Raw genomic sequence first — 16,747 nt, forward strand, 5'->3', positions numbered from 1 at the left:
CGTAAACGCCTTATCCGGCCTACTGGAACTGAGATCAGGCAGTAATCTCGATAGCCTGAATCGCACGTGCGATATCCGGCGAATTATTTAACGCACGAATTTCCTGAAACAGTTCTGTTGCCTCTGAATATTCTTTGCGCAAATACCCTAACCACTGCTTAATCCGCGCTACATGATACAGCCCGGTGTCCCCCTGCTTTTCAAGGCGGGTATATTTTTGCAACAGCGTCACGACTTCAGGCCACGGCATACGCGGCTCGTTGTATTTCACCACGCGGCTCAGGTTCGGAATATTTAATGCGCCACGTCCGATCATCACCGCATCGCATCCGCTGATGGCCATACAATCCTGGGCGCTCTGCCAGTCCCAGATTTCGCCATTCGCAATAACCGGAATGGACAGCCGCTGACGGATCTCGCCAATCGCCTGCCAGTTGATATGTTCCGCCTTGTAGCCCTGCTCTTTGGTTCGGCCATGCACCGCCAGTTCGCTGGCACCAGCCTGCTGGACGGCATCGGCAATTTCAAACTGCCGGTCGCTGTTGTCCCAGCCCAGACGAACTTTCACCGTCACCGGAAGATGAGCCGGGACCGCCTCGCGCATAGCTTTTGCGCCCCGGTAGATAAGCTCAGGATCTTTCAATAATGTTGCGCCACCGCCGCTACCGTTCACCAGCTTCGATGGACAGCCACAGTTTAGATCGACACCGTACGAGCCCAGTTCTACCGCTCGTGCGGCATTCTCCGCCAGCCACTGCGGATACTGTCCTAACAGCTGAATGCGAACCAACGTGCCGGATGGCGTCCGGCTGTTGTTATGCAGTTCCGGGCAGAGTCGATGAAATACTTTTGCCGGCAGGAGCTGATCCACCACGCGCACAAACTCGGTGATGCACAGATCGTAATCATTCACTTCAGTCAGCAGCTCGCGCACCAGTGAGTCGAGCACGCCTTCCATCGGCGCCAGTAAAACACGCATATCGTCACCCGCAAAAAAAGAGGCGCTATGGTAGCGCCTCCGTTCGGGAGATTAAAGAGGCTCAGCGCGGCAACAGACAGTTATCTTCTTTCCAACCGTACAGCCATTCCATACCGCGATAAAACTCCGCCTGCGATTTGTCTTTCCACAGCAGATTACGTACCTGACGCTCGACGCCTGCGGCGTGGTAGACACGGCCCATTTCACGCGTTGACCAGACGATGCGTGCGGTACGAGGAATACGCACCGACTCATACAGCGCAAAGGCATCAGCCGCATCGCCATCACACTGCTGTAGCGCTTTACCGAGCGTTACCGCGTCTTCCAACGCCATACAGGCACCCTGCGCCATATATTGCGCCACCGGGTGAGCGGCATCCCCCACCAGCGTGATGCGGTCGGTTCCCCATTTTTCTACCGGCTCGCGGTCGGCGGTGGACCAGCGCCGCCATGACGTCGGTTTATCCAGCATCTGACGCGGGCGCGGATGAATACCCGCAAAATAGGAGAGCACTTCCTCTTTGCTGCCATCCTTCACGCCCCACTCTTCCTGCTGACGACTGTGGAAGGTCACCACCAGGTTATATTGCTTACCGCCGCGCAGCGGATAGTGCACCAGGTGACAGTGTGGTCCGGCCCACAGCACCGGTGCGTTAATGCGTAAATCCTCCGGCATATCATCGCAATCAATCACGGCGCGATAGACCACGTGTCCGGTAACCCGTGGCGCATCGCCAATCAGAGACTGACGAACGACCGATTTTACACCGTCACAGCCCACCAAAATATCCGCCGTCCAGCTGTTGCCGTGCTCGTCAAATACCGTCACGTCATTCTCTGTCTGGCGGATATCAACCACGTTAGTTGAAGTGCGATACTCAACGTTAGGATGCACCAGCGCCGCTTCCCAAACGCTGGCGTGAATATCAACCCGATGGATAACCGCATAAGGACCGCCAAAGTGATCGCGGAACGCCTGGCCGGTTTCAATGCGGACCACCTCTTTCGCATTTACCGCATCCATCATCGTGATGTGGTCGGTAAAAACGGCGCGCTGGCGGGCGATTTCCCCCACGCCAAGGCTGTCCAGAGCAGAGAATGCATTCGGCCCGAGCTGAATACCCGCGCCAATTTCACCAATCTCGTGCGCTTTCTCCAGCAACATCACTTTAATGCCCTGACGGGCCAGCGATAGCGCGGTCGCCGCGCCGCCAATCCCGCCACCCACGATAATTGCGCGTGTCACTTTAGCCATTGTCGTTCTCCTTATCAGGCTGGAATTTTATCTTGTTGATTCTCGGGCGCGGCTGCGATAAACGCCGGAAGCTGAGTACAGACATCATATACCGCCTTACAGCGCGGATATCCGCTCAGATCGCAGCCCATACGTAACGCGTTCGCCCACTGTGGGATCAGACAGCAATCCGCCAGCGTTGGCGCATCACCCACGCAGAACGTCCCCGAATGGCTCTGGCGCAGCATCTGTTCCACCGCGCTTAACCCTTGCTGGATCCAGTGTGCATACCAGCGTTTTTTATCTTCTTCACTGACCTTTAACTCTTCGCTCAGGTAGCGCAGTACCCGCATGTTATTCACCGGGTGGATATCACAGGCGATGGCATAGACTATTTCCAGCACCTTACTGCGCATCGGAAAGTCAGCAGGCAGCAGCGGCGACTGCGGAAAGTGGCTATCCAGCCAGTCAATTATTGCCAGCGACTGCCCAAGTGAATCTCCGTCATCGGTCACCAGAGTCGGCACCAGTCCCACCGGGTTCATCCGTCTGTAGGCCAGTTCGTTCTGCTGACCGATGCGAATGTTGACGCCCACCGTCTGGTAATCCAGCCCCTTCAGCGCCAGCGCAATGCGCACCCGATATGACGCCGAGCTATTAAAGAAACTGTACAGCTTCATCATCCACCTCAGACAATCTTCACGGCGATGGGGGTTAAACCGTCTACGTTTCCGGTGATCACATCCCCTTTCACTACCGCCCCCACGCCTTCTGGGGTACCGGTGTAGATCAGATCGCCCGGCTGCAGTTCGAAGAAACCAGACAGATAGCTGATGGTTTCATTCACAGACCAGATGAGGTGGCGAATATCGCTCCGCTGATGATCGTCGCCGTTGACCTGCAACCAGATTGGCGCATGGTTAACATCCACACTTTCGCTGGCTTTATGCAGCGGCGCGATGGGCGCAGAGAGATCAAACGCTTTGCCGATTTCCCACGGACGCCCCATCTGGCGCATCTCCATCTGCCGGTCACGGCGAGTCATATCCAGACCGGTGGCATAGCCCCAGATATATTCGTGCGCTTTTTCCAGCGGTATATCGCTGCCCTTTTTACCTATCGCCACCACCAGCTCTATCTCATAGTGATAGTTATCGGTCTGCGATGGGTACGGCAGTTCGAGGATCTGACCAGCCGCCACCGGGACTACCGCATCGGCAGGTTTACAGAAGAAGAACGGTGGTTCACGATCCGGATCAAAGCCCATTTCACGCGCATGAGCGGCATAGTTACGGCCCACACAGTAAACACGGCGCACAGGAAATTGTTCATCACAGCCAACAACCGGAACGGTAACAGGCGCTTGTGGTTCAAATACGTATTGCGTCATTTTCTCTCTCCCAAATTAATAGCGTGCTTCGCGGAACAACCCCAGTGCTTCCTGAACCGGTCTGTCCGAAAAACTGAATAAGACGGTATCTTCGCGGGTCTGGAAAGACACGCCGTGCCAGGTCGGCACCACAAAGATATCTTTTGGCGAAAAGTTGAAGGTTTCGTTGCCGATGGTGACCTGCCCACTTCCTTCCACCACGTGGTAGATAGTGCTGTCGGTGGTACGCGCCATCCGTGAGGAAAAGCCCTGCGGCAACAGTTGCAGGAAGGTTCCCATCGAAGGCATGGGATAACCGCCGGTTACCGGGTTGACGTAACGCATCTTGTAACCGTCCCACTCATCGGCGTCGCCCATGCGGGTCAGGTCATGCAGTGCTTCACGGCTGCGATCGTAGCGATAGTTAAAAATCGGCGATGAGTTACCTTTCTGATGACGCAGCGGCAGCATATTGGCCGCGTAGCGCGGTAAGTAATCCCCTTCCTTGCGCGTGACCGGCTGCTGATCTTCCGGGTAGTCTTCCGCAAAGCCACAGCCCAGCAGGTTCACCAACGGCAGGTCCAGACCGTCCAGCCACACCACCGGTTCACTGCCCGGGTTGCCGTGATCGTGCCAGCGCCACTGCGGCGTCAGAATAAAATCGCCTTCATGCATTTGGGTGCGCTCACCATCCACGGCGGTAAATGCGCCTTTCCCTTCGACAATAAAGCGCAGTGCAGACTGATTATGACGATGACTCGGCGCAACCTCGCCCGGCATAATTAACTGCAATCCCGCGTACAGCGTTGGGGTGATTGAAGACTGTCCACGCAGCATTGGGTTTTCCAGCACCAGCACGCGGCGAATCGCCTCTTTCGCGCCAATCAGATCGCCACTTTCCAGCAGCAGCGGGCGGATCTCCTGATAGTTCCAGTACGCAGGCGCGCAATGTGCGTTCGGTGTTGGCGGCACCAGGCGGTGCAGCGACTCCCACAGCGGGGTCAGATTCTGCCCGGAAATATGCTGGTAAAACTGCTGACGGCTGTTCTTAACGTCCTGATTCAGTTCAGACATAGGGATTCTCCTTATTCATTCACAACACCTGCGCGTGGCAGAGTATTTGAGGCAGAGGCCGACTGGCGGATAACAACCGTCAGCAGCGTAAGCATTACCGCGCTGATGGCCGCCGGGACGGCAATAATGAAAAACAGGTTATCGAATGAGAAATTCATCGCCATCATCACCCCGCCGGAAAGCGAGCCGACAATCGCGCCGCAGCGCCCCACTGCATTAGACCAGCTGACGCCCGTCGCCCGGCTTTGTGTCGGATAAAGCGTAGCGGTTAACGCATTAAGACCAACCTGAGAACCGCTGATGCCGATGCCGGTGCCAAAAATAGCCAGTGCCATCAGCCACAGACCGTTTTCGCTCAGGCCAATCATGACGATGCACACTGCGCCCAGCGCATAACTCACGGCCAGCACGCGGAAAGGGTTATATTTGTCCATCAGCACACCCAGCGCCAGTGCCCCCAGCGTTCCTCCAATCTGGAAGGCGGCAGTTACCCAGGAGGCATGCTGCAGATCAATTCCACGATGGTTAAGCAGCGTTGGCATCCAGCTGGAGAGCAGATAAATAATCAGCAGGCTCATAAAGAACACTACCCATAGCATCAGAGTAATAGGCAGCTGTCGCCCAACGAACAGCTGGCGAATGCTGCCTTTAGCTATCGCGGCACCTTCGTTGAGATAAAAATGGGTATTGTCATAACGTTCCCGGGTGATGGCGCTAACGGTTCTGGCAATCACGTTTTGCGGCAACTGACGACGAACCTGCCAGCGCGGGGATTCCGGTAGCGCAAACAGCAGAGCAACAAACAGCATTAGCGGTAGAACGCCTCCCAGCACCAGAATGCCGTGCCAACCAATCACCGGCACCAGCTGTGCGCTGACGATACCGCCCATTGCCGATCCCAGAGTAAAGCCACAGAACATCATGGTGACCAGTGCGCCACGCCGACGCGCGGGCAGGTATTCCGAGGTCATAGTAATGGTATTCGGCATTGCCCCGCCCAGCCCTAAGCCGGTAAGAAAGCGCAAAATAACCAGCGTTTGCAGATCGGGTGAAAAAGCCGAGAGCAGGCTCAGTGCACCGAACAGCGCCACGCAGAGTTCTATCACCCGTTTGCGGCCAAAACGGTCGGACAGTGGGCCACAGAGCAGCGCGCCAGCGGTCAGCCCCAGCAGACCTGCACCAAACAGCGGTGCCAGATCGCCAGCAGTCAGCTGCCAGTGAGTGCGAATATCGGGTGCGATAAAACCAATCGCCGCGGTATCAAATCCGTCGAGCATGACAACCAGAAAACAGCAGATGATAACGCGCCACTGGGTCTTACCGACGGGGGCGGAATCGATCAGTGCTTGTAGATCACGTTGTTGAGTCATAGTGAATGCCTCAGTGCAGGTAGAGTAGATGTCTGTTTTGTTTTAGGTATGTTGCGACTTTGTATGTTTGGAGATGAAATGTACAATGGCTTTTCATGCAGAGGCATAACCTGGAGGTTATAGCAAATGGCAAACTGGGCTCAGAAACTGAAGTTGCAACACCTGCAAACGCTTATCGCGCTGGGCGAACAGGGAAATCTGACGCACGTCGCCCGGATGATGAATATCACCCAGCCCGCATTGTCGAAATGGTTATCACAGCTCGAAGATGAGATTGGCATCACGCTCTTTGAACGTCACAGTAAAGGCTTGCGCCCTTCCGAAGGCGGCAAGTTGCTACTGCAACATGCCCAACGCCTGATCAATGATATGGAGCGTTCGCAGTATGAAATCGCCCGTTTTAAGCAAGGCGGACTTGTAGGGAGTCTGAAGATTGGCTGTTCGCCGGTAGCGACCGACTGTGTTTCACAGGCAATACTGGGTTTGCTCACAGAACTGCCAACCCTGCATCTTAATATTGAAGAGAAAGTGATGACCCCGCTACTGCACGATCTGCTCGCGGGTTCGGTGGATGTCGTCGTCGGTCGCGTCGGCGGTCGGGCGCTTCAGTTGCCGCTCAATTATCAAGTGCTGTATACCGAGCCGGTCTGTTTCGTCGCCCGCCCCGATCATCCCCTGGCAAAATTACCCCTGCTCACCTGGCACGATCTGGCGAACTGGCGCTGGATTGTCTGGCCGACAGGAACCCCTATCCGGATAAGCATTGATAACGCGCTGGTTGATAACGGCGTAATGTTGCCGGAAAACATCATTGAATCGGCATCAATCAACGTCAGTACCAACCTGCTGCAAAGTAGCGACATGATCTCTATTCTTTCTCTACGGCTGGCACAACGGTATGCCGCCCAGGGACAACTGGCTATCCTGAATCTGCCGAAGATTGAACAAAAAGGCAGCGTCGGCGTATTCTGGCGCAACAACGAAACGCCTACTACCGCCCTGAATCGTTTTCTGTACTACCTGGCACAAGTTTAGCGCGGAGAGTTAGGGCCATCGCCCGATGTTCCAGATATCTATTTCCTCTATGCTTAGAATTCATGATGTGATCGGTAGCACGTTTTTAAGTTTAATTGTATGATGAATGAGTCTCGTCAAGGGTTTCAACTATGAGCAAAGCACTGAACGTTATCTGGCAATATTTGCGCGCATTCGTCCTGATTTATGCCTGCCTCTATGCAGGTATTTTTCTTGCATCGCTACTCCCTATCACCATTCCGGGCAGCATTATCGGCATGCTGATTCTGTTTGTTTTACTGGCTTTGCAGGTGTTACCGGCAAAATGGGTTAACCCCGGCTGCTACGTGCTGATTCGCTATATGGCCCTGTTGTTTGTCCCGATTGGCGTGGGGATCATGCAGTACTTTGACCTGCTGCGCGCGCAATTTGGTCCGGTGGTGGTGTCTTGTACCATCAGTACGCTGGTCGTTTTCCTGGTGGTGAGCTGGAGCTCGCACATTGTGCACGGTGAGCGCAAAATCGTTGGGCAAAAAGAGGCTAAAGCAAAAAAATGATGTCGTATATCTGGTGGTCATTACCTCTTACGCTGGCGGTATTTTTTGGCGCACGTAAGCTGGCAGCTCGCTTTAAAATGCCTTTGCTGAACCCTCTGCTGGTCGCCATGGTGGTAATTATTCCCATTCTGCTGCTGACAGGTATTCCCTACGATCACTATTTCAAAGGCAGCGAAGTGCTGAACGATTTGCTGCAACCTGCCGTGGTCGCGCTGGCCTATCCGTTATACGAACAGTTGCATCAGATTCGCGCCCGCTGGAAATCAATCATTGCTATCTGTTTTGCCGGGAGCGTTGTGGCGATGGTAACAGGTACAACAATCGCCTTGTTGATGGGCGCATCACCGCAAATTGCTGCGTCTATCATGCCAAAATCGGTCACTACACCTATCGCTATGGCCGTGGGAGGCAGTATTGGCGGTATTCCGGCGATCAGCGCCGTATGCGTCATTTTTGTCGGCATTCTCGGGGCGGTATTTGGACATACGTTACTCAATGCCATGCGTATTCGCACTAAGGCCGCTCGTGGGCTGGCAATGGGCACCGCGTCGCACGCCCTGGGCACCGCACGCTGTGCGGAACTGGACTATCAGGAAGGTGCGTTTAGCTCACTGGCGCTGGTCATTTGCGGCATTATTACCTCGCTGGTAGCCCCGTTCCTGTTCCCGATTATTCTGGCAGTGGTGGGTTAATCTTCATTTTTTAGCTATTTATTTGCGATGCGTTGCACATTTTTCATTTAAGTTTCATAAGTTGCACACACAATGAGATTTGGATCACATATAAAGCCATAACAGGCCCGTAAACTACGATTCCATTACATTGTTATGAGGCATCGCCATGCATCCACGTTTTCAAACTGCTTTTGCCCAACTCGCGGATAACTTGCAATCAGCCCTGGCCCCTGTTCTGGCGGATGCACATTTCCCCGCCATGCTGACTGCTGAGCAGGTCTCTTTGCTAAAACGCGAATCGGGACTGGACGAAGACGCGCTGGCATTCGCTCTGCTGCCGCTGGCTGCGGCCTGCGCACGTACTCCGCTGTCCAACTTCAACGTTGGGGCAATTTCTCGCGGCATCAGCGGCAACTGGTACTTCGGTGGGAACATGGAGTTCCTGGGCGCGACCATGCAGCAAACTGTTCATGCCGAGCAAAGCGCTATCAGCCATGCCTGGCTGCGCGGTGAAAAAGGGCTCGCCGCCATCACCGTCAACTACACGCCGTGCGGCCACTGTCGCCAGTTTATGAACGAACTGAACAGCGGACTGGATTTACGGATTCATCTGCCGGGACGTGCGCCACACATGCTGCGTGATTACCTGCCAGATGCCTTCGGCCCGAAAGATCTGGAGATTAAAACGCTGCTGATGGACGATCAGGATCACGGCTTCGCGCTGCAGGGCGATGCGTTGACCCAAGCGGCAATCACTGCTGCCAACAGATGTCATATGCCGTACAGCAAATCCCCAAGCGGCGTGGCGCTGGAGTGTAAAGATGGCCGTATTTTTAGCGGCAGCTATGCTGAAAATGCCGCCTTTAACCCGACCCTGCCACCGCTGCAAGGCGCGTTAAACCTGTTGAATCTGAACGGTTATGATTATCCAGATATCCAACGCGCCGTGCTGGCTGAAAAAGCCGACGCGCCGTTGATTCAGTGGGATGCGACCTCCGCCACGCTGAAAGCACTGGGCTGCAATAATAATGAGCGCGTTCTCCTGGGTTAATCGACTCAATAACGCCAGTTCGTAGGCCGGATAAGGTGTTTACACCGCCATCCGGCACTATGCAGAATGCCTAAAATCCCCTCAATCAGACTGCTGTTTCTTGCGCTACGTCTTCCGGTACAGTAGCCTGATTGAAATTCCATCCAAATAACGAGTTTTCTGCATGTTAAAGCGCGTGTTTTACAGCCTGTTAGTCCTGTTAGGCTTGCTGCTTTTGACTGTGCTTGGACTCGATCGCTGGATGAGCTGGAAGACTGCTCCCTACATTTACGACGAACTGCAGGATTTACCCTACCGCCAGGTCGGTGTGGTTCTGGGCACGGCGAAGTATTACCGCACCGGCGTCATCAATCAGTATTACCGCTACCGCATTCAGGGCGCATTGAACGCCTATAACAGCGGGAAGGTAAACTATCTGCTGTTAAGCGGCGACAATGCCCAGCAAAGCTACAACGAACCCATGACGATGCGTAAGGATCTGATTGCCGCAGGCGTCGATCCCGCTGACATCGTGCTTGATTACGCCGGGTTTCGGACGCTTGACTCCATCGTGCGTACCCGCAAGGTGTTCGATACCAACGATTTCATCATTATTACCCAGCGATTCCACTGTGAGCGCGCCTTGTTTATTGCGCTGCATATGGGTATCCAGGCCCAGTGCTACGCCGTACCTTCGCCAAAAGATATGCTCACCGTGCGGGTACGTGAATTTGGCGCGCGTTTTGGCGCACTCGCCGATCTCTACATTTTCAAACGTGAGCCCCGTTTTTTAGGACCGCTGGTGCCCATCCCTACCATGCATCAGGTACCGGACGATGCGCAGGGGTATCCGGCGGTCACGCCTGAACAATTACTCGAATTACAAAAGAAACAAGGAAAATAAGCATGGAAGGAAAAACGATCTTTATCGTCATTGGCGTACTGATGATTGTTCTCTGGACGTGCAGAGAAGGCCTGAAGGGACTGCGTTCCGGTATCGTCGAGAAAACAGTGAAAGGTTCGCAGACGCCAATGATCATTTCTCGCGCTAAAGAACCCAGCACTTACTGGAGCTATATCATCGTCTATTTCGGTATGGCCATTGGTGCACTGTTCACTGGTATCTGGTTACTCTTTATCAAATAAAAAAACCGATGCAGAATGCCTCTGCACCGGTTTTATTTTTCTCTTCCCAGATTACTTCTTACGCGCGTACTTCAGTGAGTCCAGCGCGACCGCGAAGATGATAATGCCGCCTTTGATAATATACTGCCAGTAAGGGTTCACGCCGATGTAGGTCAAACCGTAGTTGATGACGGTGAAGATGATCACACCGGTCACTACGCCAAACACGGTACCTACCCCGCCGCTGAACGACACGCCGCCAACCACGCACGCCGCAATCGCATCCAGCTCATACATAAAGCCGAGGTTGTTGGTCGCTGAGCCGATACGCCCTGCTTCCAGCAAACCACCGAAGGCATAGAACACGCCAGACAACGCATAGATAATCAGCAGGTTCAGCGCAACGTTTACACCGGACACTTTCGCAGCTTCCGGGTTTCCGCCGATGGCGAAAATGTTTTTACCGAAGCGGGTCTTGTTCCACAGCACCCACACAAAAGCCACCGCAATCAGCGCATAGAAAGTGATGTAGGAGAGTCGGAAACTGCCCAGTGCAATAAAGCCCTGCGCAAAGGTTGAGAATCCACTGTCAAAGCCAGAAATTGGCGATGCACCGACGAAGTCGTAGTACAGGGAGTTGATCCCGTAAACGATAATCATCGTACCCAGTGTGGTAATAAACGGCGTTACGTTCAGATAAGCAATGATAATACCGTTCACCAGACCGATAATGGCGCCAATCACGCAGACAATCAGCACCACTACAATGATCGGCATCGTCGCCATTTCCGGGAACACCTTGTTGGCATTCTCCATCGACTGCAACAGAGTTGCCGCCACCACTGCCGCCAGGCCAACCTGACGCCCCGCCGACAGGTCGGTCCCTTGGGTAACAATCAGTCCAGCCACACCCAATGCGATAATAATACGCACCGAGGATTGCGTGAGAATATTACTCAGGTTCAGTAAGCTTAAGAAAGTGGGATCCTGGAAAATAATAATCGCCAGCAAAACCAAAAGAACAACGTAAATTCCGCCTTCTTTCAGGTAAGTAAGAAAACTTTTCTTATTTAACGCACTCATGAGGAGCCCCTAATCTTAAAGGTGCAAAGACGCAAGACGGAGGATTTCGTTTTGCGTTGTTGTTTTAGTGTCAACAATTCCAGCAACGAGACCATTGCTCATCACCAGAATACGATCGGTAATACCCAGCAGCTCCGGCATTTCAGAGGAAATAATAATAATCCCCTTATCCTTTTTCGCGAGTTCGGCAATCAACTGATAAATTTCAAATTTCGCGCCAACATCGATTCCACGTGTCGGTTCATCCAGCATCAGAATTTCTGGCTGGGTTAATAACCAACGACCAATAACCACCTTTTGCTGATTACCGCCAGAAAGTGAACCGATTTGCGTGCGATGACCCGGTGTTTTTACCCTCATAGAGTCAATTACCCACTGGGTATCACTCTTCATGCGGGAATTATCCAACAGACCAACTTTGTTTTTATAGTTTTGGATATTGGAGATTAACGAGTTAAAACCAATGTCCAGATACGCATAAATACCGGTTGAGCGGCGCTCTTCCGTGACCAGTGCAAAACCATGGTTGATGGCTTCATTTGCACTGTGGTTATTAATTTTTTTGCCGTGTAGCGTAATCGTACCTGATGATTTCTCACGAATACCAAAAAGCGTTTCAACGATATCCGTGCGTTTTGCGCCTACCAGACCTGCAATCCCAAGAATCTCCCCTTTGTGCAAATCAAACGAGATATCACGAATCGACGGCTGGCGCAGCGAGGTCAGGTTACGCACTTGCAGAATGACTTCACCAGGTTTGTTTTCTTTATCCGGAAAACGTTGATTCAGTGAACGTCCAACCATCATGGCGATGATCTTATCCATATCCAGCCCTTCCAGCGGCTGGGTCGCAATCCACTGGCCATCGCGCAGAACGGTAATTTCATCGCACAGCTGGAAGATTTCTTCCATTTTGTGAGAGATATAAACAATACCGCATCCACGCTCTTTCAGCTTACGGATGATGGTGAACAGATGGTTAACTTCTTTTTCGGTTAACGATGAAGTTGGCTCATCCATGATGACGATTTTGGCGTCATAGGAGAATGCTTTCGCAATTTCAATCATCTGCATTTGTGAAACGGATAATGTGCCGACACGCGCACGCGGATCGATATCAATATCCAGTTCATCAAATATCGCTTTGGTATCGCGGTACATTTTTTCCTGATCGACAAACATGCCTTTGGTGGGATAGCGTCCCAGCCACATGTTGTCCATCACAGAACGTTGTAATACCAGGTTTAATTCCTGGTGTACCATCGAAATACCATTTTCGAGCGCTTCTTTCGCAGAATGAAAATCGATTTCTTTACCCTGAAATAAAATACTGCCGGAATCTTTTTGATAGATGCCGAAAAGACATTTCAATAATGTTGATTTCCCCGCTCCATTCTCTCCCATTAGGGCGTGAATAGAATGCGGGCGGACTTTTAAATTGACATTATCAAGCGCCTTAACGCCGGGGAAGGACTTGTTGATGCCGGTCATTTCCAACAAGTATTCGCCTGACGACTGAGTATGTGTGCTGACCATAATTATACCTTGTTGGCCTTGCAGAGTGCGTTATTAAGGGCGCAATGAAATTGCGCCCACATACGGAGTATTTATTTGTTGGTGAACTCTGCCAGATTATCTTTATCGACACCTACGTACGGAACGCGAACAATCTTGTTCTCAATTTTCCAGTTAGTGCCATCTGCCGCACCTTTGCCGTCAGCCAGGTTTTTCGCCAGATCGAAGGTGGCTTTCGCCTGGTTGTTGGCATCGTTCAGGACGGTACCGGCCATGGCGCCAGATTTCACCAGAGCCAGCGCTTCAGGCAGCGCATCCACACCAAATACTGGTACGCTGGTTTTGTTGTGCGCTTTCAGCGCTTCAACTGCACCCATTGCCATCGCATCGTTGTTAGCGATAACCACTTCAATTTTGTTCGCGTTTGGACCAGACATCCACGCATCCATCTTATCTTTCGCCTGAGCGGTATCCCACATTGCAGTATCTAACTGCAGCTGCTCAGTTTTAATGCCTTTGTCGTTCAGCTCTTTAATCACGTAAGTGGTACGTGCTTCAGCATCCGGGTGTCCCGGTTCGCCTTTCAGCAGAACAAACTGAATTTTGCCGTCTTTGTTCAGGTCCCAGTTCGGGTTAGCTGCCCAGTGTTTGGCAATCAAATCACCCTGAATAATGCCGGACTCTTTAGAGTCGGTACCGACGTAATACGCTTTGTCATAGCTGTCCAGCGCTTTACGAGAAGGTTCTTTGTTGAAGAATACGATCGGTACGTTCTGTCCGCGTGCTTTTTCAATGACCGTGCCAGCAGCTGCCGGGTCAACCAGGTTAATCGCCAGTGCTTTAACGCCTTTTGCCAGCAGCACGTCGATCTGATCGTTTTGTTTGGACTGGTCGTTCTGCGAGTCGTTCATCAGCAGCTGTACATCTGGTGCCGCTTTGGCATCTTTTTCAATAGCCTTACGTACTACAGACATAAAGTTATCGTCATACTTATAGATAGTCACACCAATGCGGGTATCAGCAGCGTGCGCAGCCGCGCCGAATAACATGCTTGCCATTACAGCAGACAGGGTCAACACCTTCTTATTCATGGTATCTCCGGTTTTATTATGCAGGGTAGTACTTGAGATAAATGCTCGGCAGGCAGAACGTTACTGAAGTGTTACTGAACGCCGAAGCTCACTTTTAAAAAATATTTCTTCCGTGTCTGGCAACGCTCCAAAAACAGGCTTTAATTTTTGTTTAAGGCACCTATACCTCGATGAAAGTGATTATTCACCGTTACATAGTAGTTACAGCGCAACAAACAGTGTCATCATAGCTATCGCATTGTTAATATACTGTGAATTTACTCACATATTGAAAGCGGTTACATCGCGCAACGTTATGAGTTAGTGATCGGTGCCGCATTCTGCCGCAGCGCGACTGAATGACGACGCACCAGCGTTGGCATAAAACAATGCGACGCCTGCGGATCCAACGTGCCAGCCGCCCCCTGTAGCGCAAGCTCCGTCGCCATTTTTGCCATTGAGGCAATGGGATAGCGCACAGTGGTTAGCTGCGGATCGGTGTAACGCGCGATGGGAATATCATCGAAGCCAATGATAGAAAGGTGTAATGGAATAGCGATGCCGTTATCTTTTAGCGCGGTCAGCGCGCCGGCTGCCATATTGTCGTTATAAGCGAAGACCGCCGTCAGTTGTAAGTTACGCCCCAGCAATTCCACCATCGCGGACTCTCCGCCCTGCATATCGGGCGAACCGGTGCCGACCCAGCTTTCTGCTGCAACAATCCCCTGCTCTTGCAGGGCAGTTAACCACCCTTCTTTGCGCATGGCGTCATCTTCAATACGGTGGCTTGATGCCAGATAACCTATGCGTTGATGACCATTATTTAGCAGCATTCGGGTAGCCATTTTGGCACCGCTGATGTTATCCAGGCATACGCAACGGTGAGCATAACCCGGAACAAGGCGGTTGATCAGTACCATGCCGGGGATTTGATCCATAAACTCGGCCAGTTCCCGATCGCTCAGTGCTTTAGAGTGTACAATCAGCGCGTTACAACGTTGGCGAATCAACACCTCAATGGCATGACGTTCTTTTTCCGCCTCATGGTAGCTGTTGCCAATCAGGACATACTTCTGATGCTGCTGGGCAACCATATCCACGGCTTTTACCAGCGCGCCAAAAAACGCATCTGATACATCCATGACGACAACACCAATCGTGTCGCTAACCTGCGTCGCCAGCGCTTGTGCGTTGGCATTAGGTCGATAGCCAAGCTGAGTGACTGCCTTCATTACCGCTTCACGCGTATCGGGACTCACCAGCGCACTGTTGTTCAGTACGCGGGAAACGGTCGCTACAGAAACGCCAGACTGCCGTGCCACATCACGAATGGTTACCATATTCACTGCCCTGTTTTAGATTGCGGCTGCCCGCAGACACCCCAGGCTGGGTATTTTGTCAGCACAATGAAACGGACTGCGTGAGTGATGTCACAGGAATGAAAGCGCTTACATCCATTTTGTTAATGAATGTGATCCAGATCGTTATCTGGATGTTCGCGGTAATGATGTCCCCGCAGCACGCAGGGTTAATTGACGCCACAGCCATTCCACCGGGCCCTGGCGGTAAAAACGCAGCCATATGACAGAGAAAAGTAAGTTAATCGCCCAGACCGGGATGACGAAAAACAGCAGCTCCAGCCGGTCAAATTTCATAAATAAACCGGCCTGATAAAACAACGTGGTGCAGATTAAGGTTTGTAACAGATAGTTGGTTAATGCCATGCGCCCCACACAGGCGATAGCAATGACCCATTTGAAGCGACTAAGCTGCGGCCAGAAACCAAACATCAGCGCAGCATAACCAATGGTTTGCAAAGGCGCCCCCAGCTCTCGCGGGGCTTGTAACAGGAAGGCACACCAGCGGTAGGACCAGTCCAGTTGCCACTGGGCGACGATAGCAGGCAGGTTAATCGCCATGCCGATAATAACCAGCAGCGTACCGGTGCGTCGGTAATGCTGTAAGCTGTACTGCCCTTTTAACCAGCCGCTACGCATTAATGCTGCGCCGAGCAGCATCATCCCCGCCAGTTGCCAGCCATATTGCGCGCCTAACGCCAGCAAGCTATTGGACATCATATCCACGCGATTGCTGATTGCTTCCATTCCGCCGTTCACTTTCCAGTATTTTTCATACAGCAGCGCTGAAGCATCCGGTGTCCAGGCGCGGCTGGTTTCGCTCCCGGAGATCACTCCCAGCAGCAGCAGTACGCCAACGCCCACCAGATACAGCAGCACACCGGTGTTAAATAAGCTTTTTACCGACGGCGCATCCCGGATCAGCCGCCAACAAATCAGGCCGATCAAGCCATATGCCAGCAGGATATCGCCATCCCAGAAGAGTAAACCGTGAATAAAACCCAACAGCACCAGCAACGTAAGCCGCGACTGGATCCAGCGTTTACCACGCGGGAGCAGCATTTGCAGACCGGCACCGAACAGTAGCGCAAACAGCGTGAGGAATTTTACCTGCGCGAAGAGATCGAGCAGCGCCCAGGTCCAGGCGTCGGATAAGGTGATGTTGCCATACCACGCGGGGTTGAGGTATGCAGCCTTTGGCAAGCCAAAGGCGCTAATATTGAGAAGCAGGATACCAAGAATGGCGACGCCACGAATAAAATCCAGCGTGACATTACGCTCCATGGTTCCTGCCC

Annotated in this window: 17 protein-coding genes; 6 read left to right on the forward strand and 11 right to left on the reverse strand. The window is 52.5% G+C overall.

Annotation, left to right across the window (positions count from 1 at the left end):
• Positions 1-34: 34 nt before the first annotated feature.
• From dusC to mhbT, 6 genes are all read right to left on the reverse strand, one after another.
• Positions 35-979 carry a tRNA dihydrouridine(16) synthase DusC gene (dusC, locus tag OGY08_RS05110; RefSeq protein WP_048215919.1) on the reverse strand — a complete coding sequence of 315 codons (945 nt, stop codon included), beginning with the start codon at positions 977-979 and terminating at the stop codon, positions 35-37.
• Between the two features lie 61 nt (positions 980-1,040).
• Positions 1,041-2,234, reverse strand: a complete 1,194-nt coding sequence (locus OGY08_RS05115) for a 3-hydroxybenzoate 6-monooxygenase (RefSeq protein WP_125362677.1) — start codon at positions 2,232-2,234, stop codon at positions 1,041-1,043.
• A 14-nt stretch (positions 2,235-2,248) separates the two neighbouring features.
• Positions 2,249-2,893, reverse strand: coding sequence for a maleylacetoacetate isomerase (gene maiA / locus OGY08_RS05120; protein WP_100272122.1), 645 nt, complete (start codon positions 2,891-2,893; stop codon positions 2,249-2,251).
• Between the two features lie 8 nt (positions 2,894-2,901).
• Positions 2,902-3,603, reverse strand: coding sequence for a fumarylacetoacetate hydrolase family protein (locus OGY08_RS05125; RefSeq protein WP_003845199.1), 702 nt, complete (start codon positions 3,601-3,603; stop codon positions 2,902-2,904).
• Between the two features lie 15 nt (positions 3,604-3,618).
• Positions 3,619-4,656 (reverse strand): gentisate 1,2-dioxygenase, encoded by a 1,038-nt coding sequence (gene gtdA, locus OGY08_RS05130; RefSeq protein WP_048215915.1) that lies wholly within the window; start codon positions 4,654-4,656, stop codon positions 3,619-3,621.
• 11 nt (positions 4,657-4,667) lie between these two features.
• Entirely contained in the window at positions 4,668-6,026 is a 1,359-nt protein-coding gene (gene mhbT, locus OGY08_RS05135) for a 3-hydroxybenzoate transporter MhbT (RefSeq protein ID WP_008785261.1), read from the reverse strand.
• A 126-nt stretch (positions 6,027-6,152) separates the two neighbouring features.
• On the opposite strand from mhbT, the gene OGY08_RS05140 reads away from it, so the two are divergent.
• The 6 genes from OGY08_RS05140 to OGY08_RS05165 all read left to right on the forward strand — a co-directional run bounded on the left by OGY08_RS05140 (position 6,153) and on the right by OGY08_RS05165 (position 10,447).
• Complete coding sequence (locus OGY08_RS05140; RefSeq protein WP_032943992.1) at positions 6,153-7,061, forward strand: LysR substrate-binding domain-containing protein; 909 nt, start codon at positions 6,153-6,155, stop codon at positions 7,059-7,061.
• A gap of 131 nt (positions 7,062-7,192) precedes the next feature.
• The gene (locus OGY08_RS05145; RefSeq protein ID WP_003834497.1) at positions 7,193-7,597 is read left to right on the forward strand and encodes a CidA/LrgA family protein; all 405 of its coding nucleotides are present in this window, start codon (positions 7,193-7,195) and stop codon (positions 7,595-7,597) included.
• Positions 7,594-8,289, forward strand: coding sequence for a CidB/LrgB family autolysis modulator (locus OGY08_RS05150; protein WP_003027380.1), 696 nt, complete (start codon positions 7,594-7,596; stop codon positions 8,287-8,289). The genes OGY08_RS05145 and OGY08_RS05150 overlap by 4 nt, the downstream gene beginning before the upstream one ends.
• Positions 8,290-8,437: 148 nt before the next feature.
• Complete coding sequence (gene cdd, locus OGY08_RS05155) at positions 8,438-9,322, forward strand: cytidine deaminase (protein ID WP_125362678.1); 885 nt, start codon at positions 8,438-8,440, stop codon at positions 9,320-9,322.
• A 163-nt stretch (positions 9,323-9,485) separates the two neighbouring features.
• On the forward strand, positions 9,486-10,205 hold the full coding sequence (gene sanA, locus OGY08_RS05160) for an outer membrane permeability protein SanA (protein ID WP_003027383.1): 720 nt from the start codon (positions 9,486-9,488) through the stop codon (positions 10,203-10,205).
• A 2-nt stretch (positions 10,206-10,207) separates the two neighbouring features.
• Positions 10,208-10,447, forward strand: a complete 240-nt coding sequence (locus OGY08_RS05165; RefSeq protein WP_003834502.1) for a DUF2542 family protein — start codon at positions 10,208-10,210, stop codon at positions 10,445-10,447.
• A 51-nt stretch (positions 10,448-10,498) separates the two neighbouring features.
• Here the strand turns inward: OGY08_RS05165 and mglC are convergent, their stop codons facing one another.
• From mglC to yeiB, 5 genes are all read right to left on the reverse strand, one after another.
• Positions 10,499-11,509 (reverse strand): galactose/methyl galactoside ABC transporter permease MglC, encoded by a 1,011-nt coding sequence (mglC, locus tag OGY08_RS05170; RefSeq protein WP_003027393.1) that lies wholly within the window; start codon positions 11,507-11,509, stop codon positions 10,499-10,501.
• A 15-nt stretch (positions 11,510-11,524) separates the two neighbouring features.
• Positions 11,525-13,045 carry a galactose/methyl galactoside ABC transporter ATP-binding protein MglA gene (gene mglA, locus OGY08_RS05175; RefSeq protein WP_003027396.1) on the reverse strand — a complete coding sequence of 507 codons (1,521 nt, stop codon included), beginning with the start codon at positions 13,043-13,045 and terminating at the stop codon, positions 11,525-11,527.
• 71 nt (positions 13,046-13,116) lie between these two features.
• Positions 13,117-14,115 (reverse strand): galactose/glucose ABC transporter substrate-binding protein MglB, encoded by a 999-nt coding sequence (gene mglB / locus OGY08_RS05180; protein ID WP_003027399.1) that lies wholly within the window; start codon positions 14,113-14,115, stop codon positions 13,117-13,119.
• Positions 14,116-14,408: 293 nt separating this feature from the next.
• Positions 14,409-15,434 carry an HTH-type transcriptional regulator GalS gene (gene galS / locus OGY08_RS05185; RefSeq protein WP_020996668.1) on the reverse strand — a complete coding sequence of 342 codons (1,026 nt, stop codon included), beginning with the start codon at positions 15,432-15,434 and terminating at the stop codon, positions 14,409-14,411.
• A gap of 144 nt (positions 15,435-15,578) precedes the next feature.
• Entirely contained in the window at positions 15,579-16,736 is a 1,158-nt protein-coding gene (yeiB, locus tag OGY08_RS05190) for a DUF418 domain-containing protein YeiB (protein WP_241176560.1), read from the reverse strand.
• Positions 16,737-16,747 lie beyond the last annotated feature (11 nt).

This window comes from Citrobacter sp. Cpo069 (genome assembly GCF_030332785.1).
Classification (GTDB): Bacteria; Pseudomonadota; Gammaproteobacteria; order Enterobacterales; family Enterobacteriaceae; genus Citrobacter; species Citrobacter portucalensis.

What these genes read in the sequence shown, in the direction of transcription:
- dusC (WP_048215919.1), bottom strand. Translation starts at nt 979, where the DNA reads ATGCGTGTTTTACTGGCGCCGATGGAAGGCGTGCTCGACTCACTGGTG.
- OGY08_RS05115 (WP_125362677.1), bottom strand. Translation starts at nt 2,234, where the DNA reads ATGGCTAAAGTGACACGCGCAATTATCGTGGGTGGCGGGATTGGCGGC.
- maiA (WP_100272122.1), bottom strand. Translation starts at nt 2,893, where the DNA reads ATGAAGCTGTACAGTTTCTTTAATAGCTCGGCGTCATATCGGGTGCGC.
- OGY08_RS05125 (WP_003845199.1), bottom strand. Translation starts at nt 3,603, where the DNA reads ATGACGCAATACGTATTTGAACCACAAGCGCCTGTTACCGTTCCGGTT.
- gtdA (WP_048215915.1), bottom strand. Translation starts at nt 4,656, where the DNA reads ATGTCTGAACTGAATCAGGACGTTAAGAACAGCCGTCAGCAGTTTTAC.
- mhbT (WP_008785261.1), bottom strand. Translation starts at nt 6,026, where the DNA reads ATGACTCAACAACGTGATCTACAAGCACTGATCGATTCCGCCCCCGTC.
- OGY08_RS05140 (WP_032943992.1), top strand. Translation starts at nt 6,153, where the DNA reads ATGGCAAACTGGGCTCAGAAACTGAAGTTGCAACACCTGCAAACGCTT.
- OGY08_RS05145 (WP_003834497.1), top strand. Translation starts at nt 7,193, where the DNA reads ATGAGCAAAGCACTGAACGTTATCTGGCAATATTTGCGCGCATTCGTC.
- OGY08_RS05150 (WP_003027380.1), top strand. Translation starts at nt 7,594, where the DNA reads ATGATGTCGTATATCTGGTGGTCATTACCTCTTACGCTGGCGGTATTT.
- cdd (WP_125362678.1), top strand. Translation starts at nt 8,438, where the DNA reads ATGCATCCACGTTTTCAAACTGCTTTTGCCCAACTCGCGGATAACTTG.
- sanA (WP_003027383.1), top strand. Translation starts at nt 9,486, where the DNA reads ATGTTAAAGCGCGTGTTTTACAGCCTGTTAGTCCTGTTAGGCTTGCTG.
- OGY08_RS05165 (WP_003834502.1), top strand. Translation starts at nt 10,208, where the DNA reads ATGGAAGGAAAAACGATCTTTATCGTCATTGGCGTACTGATGATTGTT.
- mglC (WP_003027393.1), bottom strand. Translation starts at nt 11,509, where the DNA reads ATGAGTGCGTTAAATAAGAAAAGTTTTCTTACTTACCTGAAAGAAGGC.
- mglA (WP_003027396.1), bottom strand. Translation starts at nt 13,045, where the DNA reads ATGGTCAGCACACATACTCAGTCGTCAGGCGAATACTTGTTGGAAATG.
- mglB (WP_003027399.1), bottom strand. Translation starts at nt 14,115, where the DNA reads ATGAATAAGAAGGTGTTGACCCTGTCTGCTGTAATGGCAAGCATGTTA.
- galS (WP_020996668.1), bottom strand. Translation starts at nt 15,434, where the DNA reads ATGGTAACCATTCGTGATGTGGCACGGCAGTCTGGCGTTTCTGTAGCG.
- yeiB (WP_241176560.1), bottom strand. Translation starts at nt 16,736, where the DNA reads ATGGAGCGTAATGTCACGCTGGATTTTATTCGTGGCGTCGCCATTCTT.